Raw genomic sequence first — 14,930 nt, forward strand, 5'->3', positions numbered from 1 at the left:
AACAGCCACATGCCGCAAACCCAGATCATAGAACGCGTCTCGTGGGCTCGGAGATGTGTATAAGAGACAGTAATAGTACAATCACATTTATATATCTTTAATTTTTAATCATCAAACATCCAATCTTGTTTCAATTTATAAAACATATAGTTGAACCAATCAATTTTAAAAGTTAATGCTGGAACTTCAATTATATCTACTAAGTTTGTAAATACTCCTATAAAGATTTTTTTCTTGTGCATGTATTTTAATTCTTTGTGATACAAGTCTTTGATAGACATTTAAAAAATATTAAGATCTTTGAAGTTTTGCTCTTTTTCTTTACAATATTTAATAGATTCTTCATCTGGCCAAATTAATAAAACTTTAGCATGCTGATTTGGACTGTTAAAGAAAATACAATTGTTCTTATGTACAAAAGTATAGACATATTTTGTTTTTGTAATTTTAGATATAGTAAAATTATATCTTTCATTGGCAGACATTTTTAATAATTCATTTAAAGATATATTTTTAATATCATATTCTTTTTTTAACATATTGTTTGATTTTAAATTTAATTGAAGACCCATTCTTCTTGCCACCCTTCCCATATTTCTTTAAACATTGCAATCTTGAACTCTTTTGCAGACATGATTTTCCCATATCTGTTTAAGTTTGGAAATATTAAAAGGTTAATATCCTGTTTAATAAAAGATGTTAGTGACTCTATATAAAATTTATGCAGTCTTATTTTTTTTATTTTAAATTTAATATTTGGGTTAACTTTTAAAAATTCATTAATAAAAATTTTATCATTCCATAATACAATATGCTTTTTATCTGTATTACCGTTGTTTAGTTCTATCAAAGAGTTTGGACATGTACTAAAATAAGCAATAGAGCCATTAAAAATATGTGATAGTACATACTTATATCTATGTTCATCTTTGTATTTTAAAACCCCATTTATTTCTTCTTTTTTATTTTTGCCATATATTTACGCCCAAACATTATAATTTCTTTTTTACAATATAATGTAATTATGTTTATATTGATTCATAATTTATATAACAATTCACTTTATAATTAAAATATCATTATAATTAAACCTTTACAATATAATTGTTTATTTGTTTAGAAATATTTAATCTTTTAGATAACAAAAAAACAGCCCTACATAGAGCTGTTTTTTATATTACATACTTTCTTTTAAAATTTGAACAACTTCTTCGTGGCTTAATTTTTTATAACCGCCTTCCATTATGAATGAACCTTTTGCAATTCCTTCAAGCATATCTTCTTTAACGCCTAAGTCTTTGATATTCATAACAAGACCAATTTCTTTCATCCATTCTTCCATTCTGTCAAGACCTTCTTTTGCAATTTCTTCATCAGTTTTGTTTTTTGGATTCACTCCCCATACGTTAACTGCAAATCTTTTAAATTTATTTAAACCATATGAACAAATATAACGATAATATGCCATTGAAATAGCTGATAAAGTCATACCGTGAGTTGCATCAGTATAAGCACCGATTGATTGACCTATCATATGAACCATCCAGTCTGTTGTTTTCCCTTTTGCAATTAAAGTATTTAATGCCCATGTTGCAATCCACATTATATTACTTCTTGCTTCATAATCTGTTGGATTTTTTACTGCTATTCTTGAACTATAAATTAATGATTTAAGTAAGCCCTCACTAATATAGTCAGAAGTATTGTCATCATCATCTGAGAAATATTGTTCTGTGATATGATTCATAATATCGTAAAAACCTGCTACCATTTGGTATTTAGGAAGAGTATAAGTATAAGTAGGGTTTAAAATTGAGAATTTAGGGAATACATTTTCGCCGAATACATGACCTATTTTTAATTTTTGTTCATGATTTGTAATAACTGCTCCCCCGTTCATTTCTGAACCTGTTCCTACCATTGTAAGTACACATCCTACAGGAATGATTTCATTGTCTACATCTTCCATTCTTAAATAGTATTTATCCCATGGATCTTCATCGCAGTAAGTTGAAACAGAAACTGCTTTTGCGTAGTCACATACAGAACCGCCGCCAACTGCAAGAATTAAATCTACTTTATTTTCTTCAGCAATTTTACATCCTTCATAAAGTTTTTCTACTGTTGGGTTTGGCATTACTCCAGGAGCTTCAAAGATGTTTTTGTCATTTGCTTTTAAAATTTTGATTACCTTATCATATATACCGTTTTTCTTTATTGAGCCACCACCGTAGCTTAGCATGATATTTTTACCATAATTTTTTAATTCATCATTTAAATAGTTTAATGAATCTTCACCAAAATATAATTTTGTAGGGTTTGAATATGAAAAATTTCCTAACATTTAAATTTCTTCTCCTTTATATTATAAATTTAAGCTTTTAACAAAGCTTTCTAATGTTTCTTTTGTAATATTACCGTTTAACATTCTGCCTTCTTTTATTATAGTGCTTTTAGATACGCTTCCTTTTAAATCCTTTGAAATACCTCTTAGACCGCTACCTCCTGAAGTTGCGAATAATACAACCTCCTTGTTTTCAAAATTGTATTTTTCAAGGAATGTATTGATAATAGTAGGCGCTGTATACCACCAAATTGGGAAACCTAAGAATACTACATCATAGTTTTCAATATTTGGATTATTATCTATAATTTCAGGTCTTGAGGATTTATCATCCATTTCAATAGAGCTTCTTGATTTCTTATCATGCCAGTTTAAATCAGCTGATGTGTAAGGATTTTTTGGCTCTATTTCATAAATATCACAATTTAAAGCTTCAGCAAGCATTTGAGCTTTATGTTTTGTATTTCCTGTTGCAGAAAAATAAGCAACTAATGTATTTTTCATCTTATAAAACCTCCTTGTTTTATCTTAGGCTTAGTCTATCACTTGGAGTTTACTCCATGTCAATACTTTATTTATATATTTTTATTTTAAATTAAAATACTAAATATATCACATTCTATATTTATTGATATATGTATACCTAAAAAGTATATATAAATTAAAACAAAAAAGACCTGTTAGGTCTTTTTTATAAATTATCTGCCCACATTTCGCACTGTGCCATTACTGTTTTAACTGCGTCATCCATGCCTTTAGGTGGATATTTATGTTCCCTTAGAAGTCTTTTATTGCATTAGGTTTTGTATTATAAAAAAAGCCGTGATACATCACGGCTTTTCATTACATAATCATTGAAAGGGAAATTCTTCCTTTCTTCTTATCTACATCAGTAACGGTTACTTCAACTATATCCCCTGTTTTAAGTTTATCGCTAGGGTGTTTTATAAATGAATTTGATATTTGAGAGATATGAACAAGTCCGTCTTGATGAACTCCTATATCTACAAAGGCTCCAAAGTCAACAACGTTTCTAACCGTACCCATAAGTTTCATACCTACGATTAAATCTTCCATTTCCATAACATCGCTTCTTAAAATAGGTTTAGGAAGTTCATCCCTTGGGTCTCTTCCAGGTTTGATTAATTCTTTTAGTATGTCTTTAAGTGTTGGTATACCTATTTCACATTCATTTGAAATATTATCAAGACCTATTTTTTCGGCTTCTTCTGTTATTGATTTTATATTTTCTGTGTTAATGTCTTTTAGAGTATGTCCTGTAAGTTCAAGAACTTTCTTTGCTGCTTTGTATGATTCAGGGTGAACTCCTGAGTTATCAAGAGGGTTTGAACTTTCTGCAACTCTTAAGAAACCTGCACATTGCTCATATGATTTCTTACCAAGTTTTGGAACTTTTAAAAGCTCACTTCTTTTTGTATACATTCCGTTTTCTTCTCTATATGCTACGATATTTTTTGCAACGGCACTGCTTACTCCCGCAACATATTCAAGTAGCGATACAGATGCTGTGTTAAGGTCTACGCCAACGCTGTTTACAGCACTTTCTACAACACCCATTAATGCTTCATTTAATTTAACCTTTGGCATATCGTGTTGATACTGTCCAACTCCTATGCTTTTTGGATCTATTTTTACAAGTTCTGCAAGTGGGTCTTGAAGTCTTCTTGCAATTGAAACTGCACTTCTTAAGGCAACATCATAATCAGGGAATTCTTTTGCAGCTAGTTTTGAGGCTGAATAAACTGATGCTCCGGCTTCACTTACAACAACATATTGAACCTTTGTGCCTTTTATTGTATCGGCAACAAATTTTTCTGATTCTCTTGATGCTGTTCCGTTACCTATTGAAATAACTTCAACATTATGTTTACTTATTAAATCTTTAATTATCTTTTCGCTTTCTTCAATTTTGTTGTGTGGTGGTGTTGGGTAAATTACGGTTGTGTCTAAAACTTTTCCCGTTCCGTCCACTACTGCAATTTTACATCCTGTTCTATAAGCCGGGTCAAGACCAAGGGTTACTTTGTTTTTTACAGGTGGCTGCATTAAAAGCTGTTTTAGGTTTGTTGCAAAAGTCTTTATTGCACTTTCGTTTGCGCTTTCTGTTAAATCGTTTCTTATTTCTCTTTCAATAGATGGGAAAATTAGTCTGTCGAAAGCATCAATACAAGTTTCTTCTAAATATTTATATGCACTGCTTTTTGTGTTTTTTATAATGTATTTATGTATTATATTTAAGGCTTCATCTTTATTAATTTCTATTGTAACCTTTAAAAATCCTTCTTTTTCTCCTCTGTTTAAAGCTAAAACTTTGTGTCCTTGAAGTCTTTTTACAGATTCTGTAAAGTCATAGTAAGTTTGATATACACTGTCTTCATCTTTAGTGTTTTTGCTTATTATTTTACCTTTGTTTCTGATTAACTTTTTAAGCTCTTTTCTTATATTTGCATTGTCTGAGATGTTTTCAGCGATTATGTCTAAAGCGCCTTTAATGGCTTCATCTTCGTTATTAACGCCTTTTTCTTCGCTTACATAATCTTTTGCGATTATTTTTATATCCTCTAAATCTGCTTCCTGCGAAAGTATAATATCACTTAAAGGTTCAAGACCTTTTTCCTTTGCAATTGATGCTCTTGTTTTTCTTTTAGGTTTGTAAGGTCTGTATAAGTCTTCAACTTCAGATAATGTATTTGCGTTATTTATTTCTTCTTCAAGTTCTTTTGTAAGTTTATCAAGTTTCTTAATAGAACTAATTACTTCTTCTTTTCTTTCTTTTAAGTTTCTTAAATAACCAAGTCTTTGTGCAACCTCTCTTAAAAGCTGGTCATCCATTGAACCTGTAAGTTCTTTACGGTATCTTGCTATAAAAGGAACAGTATCCCCTTTATCAAGCATTTCAATTACATTTTCAATGTGTTTTGGTTTTCTGTCAAATTCTTTTGATAATATATTTATTATTTCTTGCATGTTTTACCTCTTTTATATAATTTACTTCACTAAATAATTATTTCGTGAAGTTTTAAACGAATATATATTGTACCATTATCATATACACCACTGTTGAACCAAATATACTTATAAAATTATTTCTTTTCCATACATGTAGCCCTATTGCAAGTATTACACAGAATATTTCAGGTATCCCATAAGGATAAGAAATAAGATAAGTATCTTTTAGACAGTATATAAGTAACATTGCCATCATTGCCGGCGGAAGAACTTTACCAAGATATAAAACCGTATCATTTGGTTTTTTGTTTTTTCCTGAAAAAAGCACAAAAGGAACGGCTCTTGTAAAGAAAGTAATTCCACTCATTATTAAAATTGCCATTAAACCTTGAAAGAGAGTATATTTATTCATTTACTATCCCCTCCTTTTCAAGTTTTTTCCTATCTCTCATTAAAAGAACCATTATTGCTATGATTGCAGGTATTATCATATTGTCAGGTCCAAAAATAAATAAAGCTACTAAAGCACAGATACCTCCTATAAAAATCGGTACTTTTGATTTAAGGTTAAACCATTGTTCTGTGCAAAGAACGCAGAATAGTGCTATCATGGCAAATGATACACCTTCTGTATTTATATTTATAAGTGAACCTATGGTTGCACCAAGAATTGAACCTATAATCCAGTAAGAATGGTCTAAGATAGATATGTAAAAATAGTAATTTTCTACATCGTCTTTTACACTTTCAGGAACAGTTGAAGAAGTTAAAAGCGCATATGTTTCATCAGTTAAACCAAAAATCATATATACTTTCTTAAAAAAGCTTATATCTTTGAATTTTTCTATTAAAGAAAGTCCATAAACCATATGTCTAAAATGAACAAAAAGTGTCATAAGTGCAACACTTATCATACTCATTCCTGTTTGAAACATCATAACAGCCAAATATTGAAGTGTTCCTGCATAAATTACAAGGGACATTCCCCCTGCCCATATAAAATTAAGCCCGATACTTTGCATCATAAGTCCGAACGCAAGCCCGATAGACAAATATCCAAAAAGTACCGGCATTGTTACTTTAAAAGCCTCTTTAAATGTCTTATTCATGCTATACCCCTTTAATTTACTAAACTTTTTCTATTATACCACACAAGACTTTGAAATTTCAAAATAATGTAATATAATTATTTATATAATTATTTTGGAGGTAAAAATGGCTGATTACAGTAAAGAAATGTCAAATAAATTAAACATTAAGCTAAGAAAACAAATTGAATATCTTCCTTCATTTGCAAATACATTTTTTAGAGGAATTTCCGCGAACACCTCCATAAAAACGAGAATAGCTTATGCGATGGATTTAAAAATATTCTTTGAATATTTAATAGAAAATCATCCTAAATTTACACATTATAAAGATATAAAAGATATATGTTTAAGTGACCTTGATTATATTAAGGCAGTCGATCTTGAAGATTTCAGCGAGTATCTATCTTATTACACAAAAGGCCATTATAAAAACGATGAAACAAAGGTAAGTTTATCTAATTCAAACAGAGGAAAAATGAGAAAACTTTCCACCCTTCGTTCTTTTTATAAATACTATTTTAAAAAAGAACTTATAAAAACAAATCCTACAGTGCTTGTTGATTTACCTAAAAACTACGAAAAGCCAATTGTAAGATTAGAACCAAACGAGGTTGCAAATCTTCTTGATGAAATAGAAAGCGGGAAAAACTTAACACCTTCCCAGCTTAAATATCACAACAAAACAAAAGTAAGAGATCTTGCAATTGTTACTTTGCTTGTTGGAACAGGAATTCGTATAAGTGAATGTGTTGGAATGAACATAAACGATGTAGATTTTGACAATGACAGTTTTGTGGTAACGAGAAAAGGTGGAAATAAAACAATTCTTTATATGCCAGAAGAAGTTAGGTCTGCCCTGCTTAGATATCTTAAGGAAGATAGAGAAAAAGTTGATGTAGAGGAAGATGCTTTGTTTTTATCCTTACAACACAAAAGAATGACTCAAAGTTCAATTCAAAAGATGCTAAAAAAATATACAAAGATTGTAGTACCTCTTAAAAATATTTCACCTCATAAATTAAGAAGTACATACGGAACAAATCTCTATAAAGAAACAGGAGACATATATCTTGTTGCAGATGTTCTTGGACATAAAGATGTAAATACAACTAAAAAACATTATGCAGCCATTGAGGAAGAAAGAAGAAAAATTGCAGCTAGGGTTACAAAGCTAAGAGAAGATTAATATAATTAATTATAAATATACTAAAAAAAGACTGCTAGTCAGTCTTTTTTTAGAGTTTACAATATGTTTATATTATCCCTAAAGAGGGTCGGGAGCTAGTATATATCGAACATATATTGATATTAAAATTAAATGTTAGATAATTTGTTCGACTGCTATGTTAAAAAAAATAAAATTAATGAGTTGGAAGTTTAATTGTCTGTCCGACATTTAAAGAATATCCTTTATCAAAATTATTTAATTTCTCAATATTATATATAGTTTCTCTTACATCTGTTTTTTCATCAGTAATGTTTTGTGCTATATCCCATATAGTATCGTCTGCTTGAACGGTATAAACTTTATAATGTACATCATATAAGTTTTTAGCTTTAATATTATTCATAAAAGAAGGAATCATAGCAATTATAAACATAATCATAACAGTACAAATGATTCTTTTTCTTAATCTTGCTTTTCTTCTTCTTATCATTCTTATTCTTCTTTGTTTGTTTAAATTATTTCTTTGATTCATTTTTTTGTCCCCCTATTAATATAAAAGAACTTTTGTTCGTTTTCTATGGTTGTATTATACCAAACAGTTGTTCTATTTGTCAATATTTTTAGAACAAATTTTTGAAGAATTTAGAACATAAGTTTGACAATGTTCGTTTTTTATGTATAATATAATTATATAATAGTAGGAGGTCATTTTTATGTATAATGATTTAACCAAAATTCAAATAAAGATATTAGAGTTTATAAAACAAGAACTTAAAGATAAAGGTTATCCGCCATCAGTAAGAGAAATAGGAGCAAATGTTGGGCTTACTTCAACTTCTTCAGTGCATAACCAGTTAAACAACCTTGAGAAAAAAGGCTATATTAAAAGAGGAGTATCAAAACAAAGAGCTATTGAAGTTGTTGGGTTTTCTCCTTTTACAAATAATGAACCAAGTTATGATGAAGTTAGTATGGTAGATGATGTCATAAATGTTCCTATAATCGGAAACGTTGCGGCAGGACTTCCTATTTTGGCTGAAGAAAACGTTGAAGATACTTATCCCCTTCCAAGTTCTTTTGTTGGGACAAAAGAATGTTTTATGCTAAATGTAAAAGGTGAAAGCATGAAAGATGCGGGAATACTTGATGGTGATATGGTAATAGTAAAAAAACAAAATACTGCAAATAATCATGATATGGTTGTTGCTTTAATAGAAAATGAAGCAACTGTAAAAACATTTTTTAAAGAACCAAACAGGATAAGATTACAACCTGAAAACCCAGCTTTTGAGCCTATTTATTCAACAGACTGTCAGATTTTGGGAAAAGTAATCGGTGTAATAAGAATGTTCTCATAAAATTGAAAGAAGGATTTTTCCTTCTTTTTTTAATAAAAAAAGAACGCTTGTGCGTTCTTAATGTAAATTTTGTCCTGCGAGATAACCGGTTGAAAAAGCAATTTGTAAATTATATCCACCTGTAACAGCATGAACGTCGATTATTTCTCCGGCAAAGAATAGATTTTTTATAAGTCTTGATTCCATTGTAGAAGGATTTATTTCTTTTACCTTTATGCCTCCGTTTGTTATAATTGCTTCTTTAAAACTTCCAAGACCTGTTATATTAACTTGTAAGTCTTTGATTAAATTTAAAATGATTTTTCTTTCTTCTTTTGTTATTTGGTTTATTTGTTTTTCTTTATTAATACCACTTAGTTCTATAATTTTTGCCGCAAGTGATTTTGGAAGAAGTAAATCAAGTGAATTTTTCACCATTTTATTTTGGTTCTTTTCAAAATCCCTTATAATTCTTTTTTCAAGAGTTTTAAAGTCAAGAGCAGGCTTTAAATCGATTTTTATCTTTGTATCAGATAATTTATCCATATTAATAAAATTACTTAAATAAAGGATTGTAGGCCCTGATATACCTTTATGGGTAAATAGAAGTTCTCCAAACTGTGAATTTTTCTTTTTACCGTTTATCATTAAAGTTACATCTACGTTTTTAAGACTAAGCCCCATAAGGTCATGAACCCATTTATCACCGCTTAACATCTGAACAAGGGCAGGTAGTGGATTTATAATTTTATGCCCAAGTTTCTTTGCAACTATATATCCGTATCCATCACTTCCTGTAGAAGGATAACTTTTCCCCCCTGTTGCAAGGATAATGTTTTTAGCATATATTTTTTCTTTATTATTAAGTAAAACCCCTATGGCTTCGTTATTTTCATTTAGAATTATATCCTTTAATTCTATATTATACATTATATTAAAATCAGGATATTTTTTAGCTATGTTTAAAAGAGTTTTTGTAACATCACTTGCTTTATCTGAAACGGGAAAAACTCTATCTCCCCTTTCAACCTTTGTTTTTAGTCCGTTTTTGTTAAGCATTTCAAGAAGTCGTGTATTATCAAAAGTATATAATGCACTATATAAAAATTCTTTGTTTTTAACAATATGGTCAAAGAATTCTGAAATATCTTTATTGTTTGTTACGTTGCATCTTCCCTTACCTGTTATGTAAATCTTTTTGCCTATTTTTTCGTTTTTCTCTATTAACAAAACTTTCTTATTACATTCTAAAGAGGAGATAGCCGCCATAATACCGGCAGCACCTCCTCCTATGATTATAACATCTAAATTAGATAAATTATTAGTCATTATGTAGTACTCTCACTGAAACTATACCTTCAACATTATTTAATGTTTCTTCGATATATTCGCTTACATCTGTATCAGTATCAATCATTGTGTAAGCATTTTCACCTTTACTTTTATTAATCATGTTTGCGATGTTTACATCGTTGCTTGCAAGAAGTGATGTAAATTGTCCAACCATGTTAGGAATGTTTTTATGAATAATACAAATTCTTGCTTTTGATTCTATTGCTCCTAAATCGCAGTTAGGGAAGTTAACGCTGTTTATGATATTACCATTTTCTAAGTATTCTTTTACTTGTCTTGCTGCCATTACAGCACATTTTGTTTCTGATTCCGGAGTAGATGCTCCAAGGTGAGGAATACAAATAATATTTTCGTTTCCAAGTAATTTTTCATTAGGGAAATCTGTTACATAGCAAGAAACTTTACCACTATTTACAGCTTCTAAAATATCATCATCATTTACAAGACCGCCTCTTGCAAGGTTAAAGATTTTGATATTGTCTTTAGCTCTATCTAAAATTTCTTTATTTACTGTATCTTTTGTTGATTCCATTAAAGGAACGTGGATTGTTACAAAATCACATTTTTCAAATATTTTTTCAATATCATAACTTCTGTTAATGTTTTTATTTATGCTCCAAGCGTGTTCTACTGATAAGTATGGGTCATAGCCGTAAACTTCCATACCTAAAGAGTCAAGTGCGTTTGCAACTAAAACACCGATTGCACCAAGACCTATAACACCAACTTTTTTACCTGCAAGTTCGTTACCTTTGAAGTTTGATTTTTCTTTTTCAATTATGTTTGTTACATCTTCGTTTTTTTCTAAAGATTGAACCCATTTTGTTCCTTTAATAATATTTCTTGCAGCCATAAGGAATGCACATAATACAAGCTCTTTTACTGCGTTTGCGTTTGCACCGGGTGTATTCATTACAACAACACCGTTTTTTGTACATTCTTCAACTGGAACGTTATTATATCCTGCTCCGGCTCTTGCAATTACTTTACATTCTTTTGAAATAGGTTCTTCTTTTAAATTAAAGCTTCTTAAAATAATTCCGTCATAATCTTTAGAGTCTTGTACCTCTATATTTTTTCCAAGTAAACTTAATCCTTCTTCAGCAATTTTGTTAAAAGTTTTGATTTTGTACATTTTGACACTCTCCTTAAATGTTTTTCTTTTCATACTCATACATAAAGTCTATCAGTTTTTTCACATTTTCAATCCTTACTCCATTATAAAGCCCTACTCTAACGGCATTATTCATGGAGGTACTGATGTTTATTATATCATGTTTTTTTGCTTCTTTGATAAAATTATCGTTATTTTTTGTTTTAAATATCAAGGAAGTTACCGATCTGTCTTCTTTTACGATGTCATTATAGTAAAATTTACTGTTATCGATAAAATCATATAGTAAATTGGATTTTTCAATGTTTATTTTTTCAATTTCCTCTACCCCGCCATTTTCATAAAGGTACTTGACCATTTCGTAAATGATGTATACCGCAAATGTATTTGGAGTTGTAAAGGAGTTACCCGAGTAATAATAGTCCTTATAGGATAGAATTTTAGGAATATTTCTGTTTGTTTCTATCTCAAATATATTTTTGTTTATAACTACAACGCTGATACCGCTTGTTCCCATATTTTTTGCACTGCTTGCAAAAGATAAGTCAAATTTGTTTATATCATATGTTTCACTTAACAAATTTGATGTCATGTCAGAAATTAATGGTATCCCCTCTACATCAGGTATTTTATCTTTATTAAACTTAGAACCTGATGAAGTATTGTTTGTACACATAAACAAATATTTACTGTTTTTATCTATATCATCTAATGTGATTTTTGGAAGCGGACCTTTATGGTTTATTAGATTTATTTCATCTACATTAGCATATTTTCTCGCTTCTGTTACTGCATTGTTTGTCCATAAATCACTGTTTATTATGCTTACCGTATCATCTTCATTTGTAAAATTTAGAGGAACCATGTCAAAATGCATACTGCCTCCTCCGTTTATAAATAATATTTCCATATTATCATTTAGATGAAGAAGTTTTTTAAGTATTTCACGTGTTTCATTTATTAAGTCAATAAAAAGAGGATTTTTATAGTTAAGTTCTAAGGCTGAAAACCCGCTGTTTTTGAAGTTAACAATATTTTTATTTATTCTTTCTATTACTTCTTTTGGCATAACAGGTGAAGATGCCGAAAAATTTATTTTACATTCCATGTCTTCTTAACCACTCCTCCCTCTTAAATTTCTGCTCTATTCTTCTTTGTCTTAAAATTCTTTGTTCTTTTTTTTCTGCTTCTTTTGCCATATGTTTATAATTTCTGTATCCATAATGTCTTGCAATAGAATCTATCCTTTTATTATACTTTTGTGTAATTGCTCTTGCGTACAAAAATACTAAAACAATAAAAATAATTCCTGCAAGAACGGACAAAATCAATTTCATATTTTATATCCTTTATACTAAATTAATTGTTCGCATTTATGTTTATATTCACTTATATAACCATTATATATTAATTTGCTATTTAAAAATTCTTTATAATCCATTGGACGTCTTCTTGTATGGGCTTCGTTAAATGAATAAAATCCGCTTTCTTCAAAAAGATAGGATAGAAATTCAGCACAGTAATATCTGTTTTTTCTTTGTATGTCAAGTCCTATTCCATTTCCCACAAGTCCGATTATATTAAATTTATATGAAAACTTATTTAAATAAAAATATTCAATTATTCCTTTTATGTTATTATAAACCTCATCGTCTACTTCACATTCATAAACAAGACAAGGTATATTTTTATATACAGCATAGAAGCCCTTATCCCAATCTTCTTTTATAAATCCTGCTATAAAAGGATTTCTTGGACTTCTTCTACCGAAACAATACATTTCATTGAGTTCTTTATCCAAAGATATTGAAACATGATTGTAAGTTTCTTTTGCACATAATCTTATTGCTCTTGCTAACATTGTTCTTGTGCTTGTAAGAACTATATATATTTTCTTTCTTTCCATTGTTATTCCCATCTAAAATATGTAATTTGAAATTTAATTTTTTAAGGCATTTAAAATTTCATCTCTGTCAGAGAAAAATATCTTTTTATCCCCTATTTCTTGATAAGTTTCATGTCCTTTTCCAAGAATAAGTACAATTTCGTTGTCATCTGTTAATTTATGTTTTACAACTTCATTTATAGCGTCTTTTCTATCATTTATAACTTTAACTTTGTCTTTGTTTTCTATTCCTTTTAGAATATCGTTTATTATATCGTCGTTGTTTTCTTTTCTTGGATTGTCCATTGTTAAGACTATATTATCAGCATATTTTTCACCGATACTTCCCATCATAGGTCTTTTCCCATGATCTCTGTTTCCTCCACATCCAAACACAAGAGTAATTTTTTTACTGCTTACTTCTTTAACGAGTTTTAAAACATTTTCCATTGCGTCCGGAGTATGAGCATAATCTATAAATATGTCTTTATGGATTTTTTCAACTCTTCCGTTTGTACCGTGATATTTCTTAATGGCATTTTTTATTTCTTCATAAGAAAAACCTTCCAAAAGGGCAATTATTATCGCCGGTGTAATATTATAGATATTAAACTTTCCGATACTGTAAGTTTCAAATCTATATTCTTTATCTTTATTTACCAAAGTAAAATCGGATTTTTCCAAACTTAAATCGTTTATTACTATTTTATAATCACAGTCTTCATTCATGCCAAAGGAAATTACGTTTATTTTATCTTCTTTTAACTCATTATAAAGTCTATTACCGTATTTATCGTCTGTATTTATAATACTGAATTTATCAACCATATAATAAAGTTTTTTCTTTGCCTGATAATAATTTTCCATTGTTTTATGAAAATCCAAATGATCTTGAGATAAGTTTGAAAATACACCTATGTAAAAATTCAAATAGCTTACCCTGTCCAAAACAAGCCCATGGGACGAAACTTCCATAAAGCAATAATCTACTTTATTATTTACCATTTCTCTGAAGTCTTTTGTAAGTTCTGTGATTTCAGGCGTTGTTCTTATTATTTGACCTTCAAGTTTTGTATTTTTTCTTCCCAAAGTTCCTATATAATCACTTTTAAAACCTAAATTTTCAAATAATGTTCCCGCCATATCACAAAAAGACGTTTTACCATTTGTACCGCTTATTCCTATTAACTTAAGTTCCTTGCTTGGAAAAGAAGCAAATTTATTTGCAAAATATGCAAGTGCATTTCTTGTATTTTTGCATTTTATATATACTATGTTTTCCTCATATTTATCAAGTTTTTCACTGTGACAAACTACAGTTGCTCCAAGGTCTATTGCACTTTTTATGTATTTATGTCCGTCGGTTTCGTAACCTTTTATTGCAACAAATAAAGTGTTTTTACTGCACTTTCTTGAGTCAAATTCTATATTGTCAATTTTTATGTTTTGTATATTTTTCCCCCCGGTTAGTTCATAATCGTAACCGCTTATAATATCCTCTAAATTCAAAATAATACTCCTTAAATATTTTTACCTTATCTTAAAAAGGCAGATTATAAAATTATTAAGAATAATATTTTAAAATTATAAAAAAAAAAATTTCTTAGTATTAAGAAATATAAAAAGTGTATATTTGTTAGAATTTTATTCTTAAATATTATAAGATAA

General features: G+C 29.2%; 17 protein-coding genes and 1 pseudogene. 2 read left to right on the plus strand and 16 right to left on the minus strand.

All coding sequences use genetic code 11. The features are described 5' to 3' along the window. Positions 1-104 precede the first annotated feature (104 nt). The 9 genes and pseudogenes from ACTQYZ_RS09350 to ACTQYZ_RS09390 all read right to left on the minus strand — a co-directional run bounded on the left by ACTQYZ_RS09350 (position 105) and on the right by ACTQYZ_RS09390 (position 6,423). The gene (locus tag ACTQYZ_RS09350) at positions 105-242 is read right to left on the minus strand and encodes a hypothetical protein (RefSeq protein WP_441021463.1); all 138 of its coding nucleotides are present in this window, start codon (positions 240-242) and stop codon (positions 105-107) included. A 39-nt stretch (positions 243-281) separates the two neighbouring features. Further along, positions 282-572, minus strand: coding sequence for a hypothetical protein (locus ACTQYZ_RS09355; RefSeq protein WP_441021464.1), 291 nt, complete (start codon positions 570-572; stop codon positions 282-284). Then, positions 557-850, minus strand: a complete 294-nt coding sequence (locus ACTQYZ_RS09360; RefSeq protein WP_441416481.1) for a hypothetical protein — start codon at positions 848-850, stop codon at positions 557-559. The genes ACTQYZ_RS09355 and ACTQYZ_RS09360 overlap by 16 nt, the downstream gene beginning before the upstream one ends. A gap of 327 nt (positions 851-1,177) precedes the next feature. Next, positions 1,178-2,344 carry an iron-containing alcohol dehydrogenase gene (locus ACTQYZ_RS09365; RefSeq protein WP_441416482.1) on the minus strand — a complete coding sequence of 389 codons (1,167 nt, stop codon included), beginning with the start codon at positions 2,342-2,344 and terminating at the stop codon, positions 1,178-1,180. Between the two features lie 21 nt (positions 2,345-2,365). Beyond that, on the minus strand, positions 2,366-2,848 hold the full coding sequence (locus ACTQYZ_RS09370) for a flavodoxin (RefSeq protein WP_441021467.1): 483 nt from the start codon (positions 2,846-2,848) through the stop codon (positions 2,366-2,368). A 187-nt stretch (positions 2,849-3,035) separates the two neighbouring features. Beyond that, positions 3,036-3,134 (minus strand): annotated as a pseudogene (locus tag ACTQYZ_RS09375) (type I restriction enzyme endonuclease domain-containing protein); the annotation flags it as partial. A gap of 53 nt (positions 3,135-3,187) precedes the next feature. Then, the gene (locus ACTQYZ_RS09380) at positions 3,188-5,332 is read right to left on the minus strand and encodes a Tex family protein (RefSeq protein WP_441416483.1); all 2,145 of its coding nucleotides are present in this window, start codon (positions 5,330-5,332) and stop codon (positions 3,188-3,190) included. A 52-nt stretch (positions 5,333-5,384) separates the two neighbouring features. Beyond that, positions 5,385-5,726, minus strand: coding sequence for a branched-chain amino acid transporter permease (locus ACTQYZ_RS09385; protein ID WP_441021471.1), 342 nt, complete (start codon positions 5,724-5,726; stop codon positions 5,385-5,387). Beyond that, entirely contained in the window at positions 5,719-6,423 is a 705-nt protein-coding gene (locus ACTQYZ_RS09390; RefSeq protein WP_441021473.1) for an AzlC family ABC transporter permease, read from the minus strand. Before ACTQYZ_RS09390 ends, ACTQYZ_RS09385 begins: the two co-directional genes overlap by 8 nt. Before the next feature lie 106 nt (positions 6,424-6,529). Between ACTQYZ_RS09390 and ACTQYZ_RS09395 the strand changes: the two genes are divergently transcribed. Continuing rightward, positions 6,530-7,591, plus strand: coding sequence for a tyrosine-type recombinase/integrase (locus ACTQYZ_RS09395; protein ID WP_441416484.1), 1,062 nt, complete (start codon positions 6,530-6,532; stop codon positions 7,589-7,591). Between the two features lie 175 nt (positions 7,592-7,766). Here the strand turns inward: ACTQYZ_RS09395 and ACTQYZ_RS09400 are convergent, their stop codons facing one another. After that, positions 7,767-8,105 (minus strand): LysM peptidoglycan-binding domain-containing protein, encoded by a 339-nt coding sequence (locus tag ACTQYZ_RS09400; RefSeq protein ID WP_441021476.1) that lies wholly within the window; start codon positions 8,103-8,105, stop codon positions 7,767-7,769. 181 nt (positions 8,106-8,286) lie between these two features. Here ACTQYZ_RS09400 and lexA point away from each other — a divergent pair, with 181 nt between their 5' ends. Beyond that, a complete protein-coding gene (gene lexA, locus ACTQYZ_RS09405) occupies positions 8,287-8,931 on the plus strand; it encodes a transcriptional repressor LexA (RefSeq protein ID WP_138268970.1) in 645 nt (214 codons plus the stop codon). Between the two features lie 57 nt (positions 8,932-8,988). Here the strand turns inward: lexA and ACTQYZ_RS09410 are convergent, their stop codons facing one another. The 6 genes from ACTQYZ_RS09410 to ACTQYZ_RS09435 are packed head-to-tail and all read right to left on the minus strand — an operon-like array spanning position 8,989 to position 14,771. Continuing rightward, positions 8,989-10,239, minus strand: coding sequence for an NAD(P)/FAD-dependent oxidoreductase (locus ACTQYZ_RS09410; protein ID WP_441416485.1), 1,251 nt, complete (start codon positions 10,237-10,239; stop codon positions 8,989-8,991). Beyond that, entirely contained in the window at positions 10,232-11,398 is a 1,167-nt protein-coding gene (locus ACTQYZ_RS09415) for a phosphoglycerate dehydrogenase (protein ID WP_441021480.1), read from the minus strand. Before ACTQYZ_RS09415 ends, ACTQYZ_RS09410 begins: the two co-directional genes overlap by 8 nt. 13 nt (positions 11,399-11,411) lie before the next feature. Then, a complete protein-coding gene (serC, locus tag ACTQYZ_RS09420; protein WP_441416486.1) occupies positions 11,412-12,485 on the minus strand; it encodes a 3-phosphoserine/phosphohydroxythreonine transaminase in 1,074 nt (357 codons plus the stop codon). After that, complete coding sequence (locus ACTQYZ_RS09425) at positions 12,475-12,714, minus strand: hypothetical protein (RefSeq protein WP_441021484.1); 240 nt, start codon at positions 12,712-12,714, stop codon at positions 12,475-12,477. The genes serC and ACTQYZ_RS09425 overlap by 11 nt, the downstream gene beginning before the upstream one ends. Positions 12,715-12,731: 17 nt before the next feature. Continuing rightward, the gene (locus ACTQYZ_RS09430; protein ID WP_441416487.1) at positions 12,732-13,283 is read right to left on the minus strand and encodes a hypothetical protein; all 552 of its coding nucleotides are present in this window, start codon (positions 13,281-13,283) and stop codon (positions 12,732-12,734) included. 33 nt (positions 13,284-13,316) lie between these two features. Then, a complete protein-coding gene (locus ACTQYZ_RS09435; protein WP_441021488.1) occupies positions 13,317-14,771 on the minus strand; it encodes a UDP-N-acetylmuramoyl-L-alanyl-D-glutamate--2,6-diaminopimelate ligase in 1,455 nt (484 codons plus the stop codon). Between the last annotated feature and the right edge of the window lie 159 nt (positions 14,772-14,930).

Origin of the sequence: Anaerofustis sp. LCP19S3_F7, from assembly GCF_052119445.1 — a bacterium.
Lineage (GTDB): Bacteria > Bacillota > Clostridia > Eubacteriales > Anaerofustaceae > Anaerofustis > Anaerofustis butyriciformans.

Bases quoted from the DNA above. Each gene is read 5' to 3' on its own strand.
- ACTQYZ_RS09390 (WP_441021473.1), bottom strand. From the start codon at position 6,423: ATGAATAAGACATTTAAAGAGGCTTTTAAAGTAACAATGCCGGTACTT.
- serC (WP_441416486.1), bottom strand. From the start codon at position 12,485: ATGGAATGTAAAATAAATTTTTCGGCATCTTCACCTGTTATGCCAAAA.
- lexA (WP_138268970.1), top strand. From the start codon at position 8,287: ATGTATAATGATTTAACCAAAATTCAAATAAAGATATTAGAGTTTATA.
- ACTQYZ_RS09430 (WP_441416487.1), bottom strand. From the start codon at position 13,283: ATGGAAAGAAAGAAAATATATATAGTTCTTACAAGCACAAGAACAATG.
- ACTQYZ_RS09415 (WP_441021480.1), bottom strand. From the start codon at position 11,398: ATGTACAAAATCAAAACTTTTAACAAAATTGCTGAAGAAGGATTAAGT.
- ACTQYZ_RS09400 (WP_441021476.1), bottom strand. From the start codon at position 8,105: ATGAATCAAAGAAATAATTTAAACAAACAAAGAAGAATAAGAATGATA.
- ACTQYZ_RS09355 (WP_441021464.1), bottom strand. From the start codon at position 572: ATGGGTCTTCAATTAAATTTAAAATCAAACAATATGTTAAAAAAAGAA.
- ACTQYZ_RS09365 (WP_441416482.1), bottom strand. From the start codon at position 2,344: ATGTTAGGAAATTTTTCATATTCAAACCCTACAAAATTATATTTTGGT.
- ACTQYZ_RS09425 (WP_441021484.1), bottom strand. From the start codon at position 12,714: ATGAAATTGATTTTGTCCGTTCTTGCAGGAATTATTTTTATTGTTTTA.
- ACTQYZ_RS09410 (WP_441416485.1), bottom strand. From the start codon at position 10,239: ATGACTAATAATTTATCTAATTTAGATGTTATAATCATAGGAGGAGGT.
- ACTQYZ_RS09380 (WP_441416483.1), bottom strand. From the start codon at position 5,332: ATGCAAGAAATAATAAATATATTATCAAAAGAATTTGACAGAAAACCA.
- ACTQYZ_RS09385 (WP_441021471.1), bottom strand. From the start codon at position 5,726: ATGAATAAATATACTCTCTTTCAAGGTTTAATGGCAATTTTAATAATG.
- ACTQYZ_RS09350 (WP_441021463.1), bottom strand. From the start codon at position 242: ATGCACAAGAAAAAAATCTTTATAGGAGTATTTACAAACTTAGTAGAT.
- ACTQYZ_RS09395 (WP_441416484.1), top strand. From the start codon at position 6,530: ATGGCTGATTACAGTAAAGAAATGTCAAATAAATTAAACATTAAGCTA.
- ACTQYZ_RS09370 (WP_441021467.1), bottom strand. From the start codon at position 2,848: ATGAAAAATACATTAGTTGCTTATTTTTCTGCAACAGGAAATACAAAA.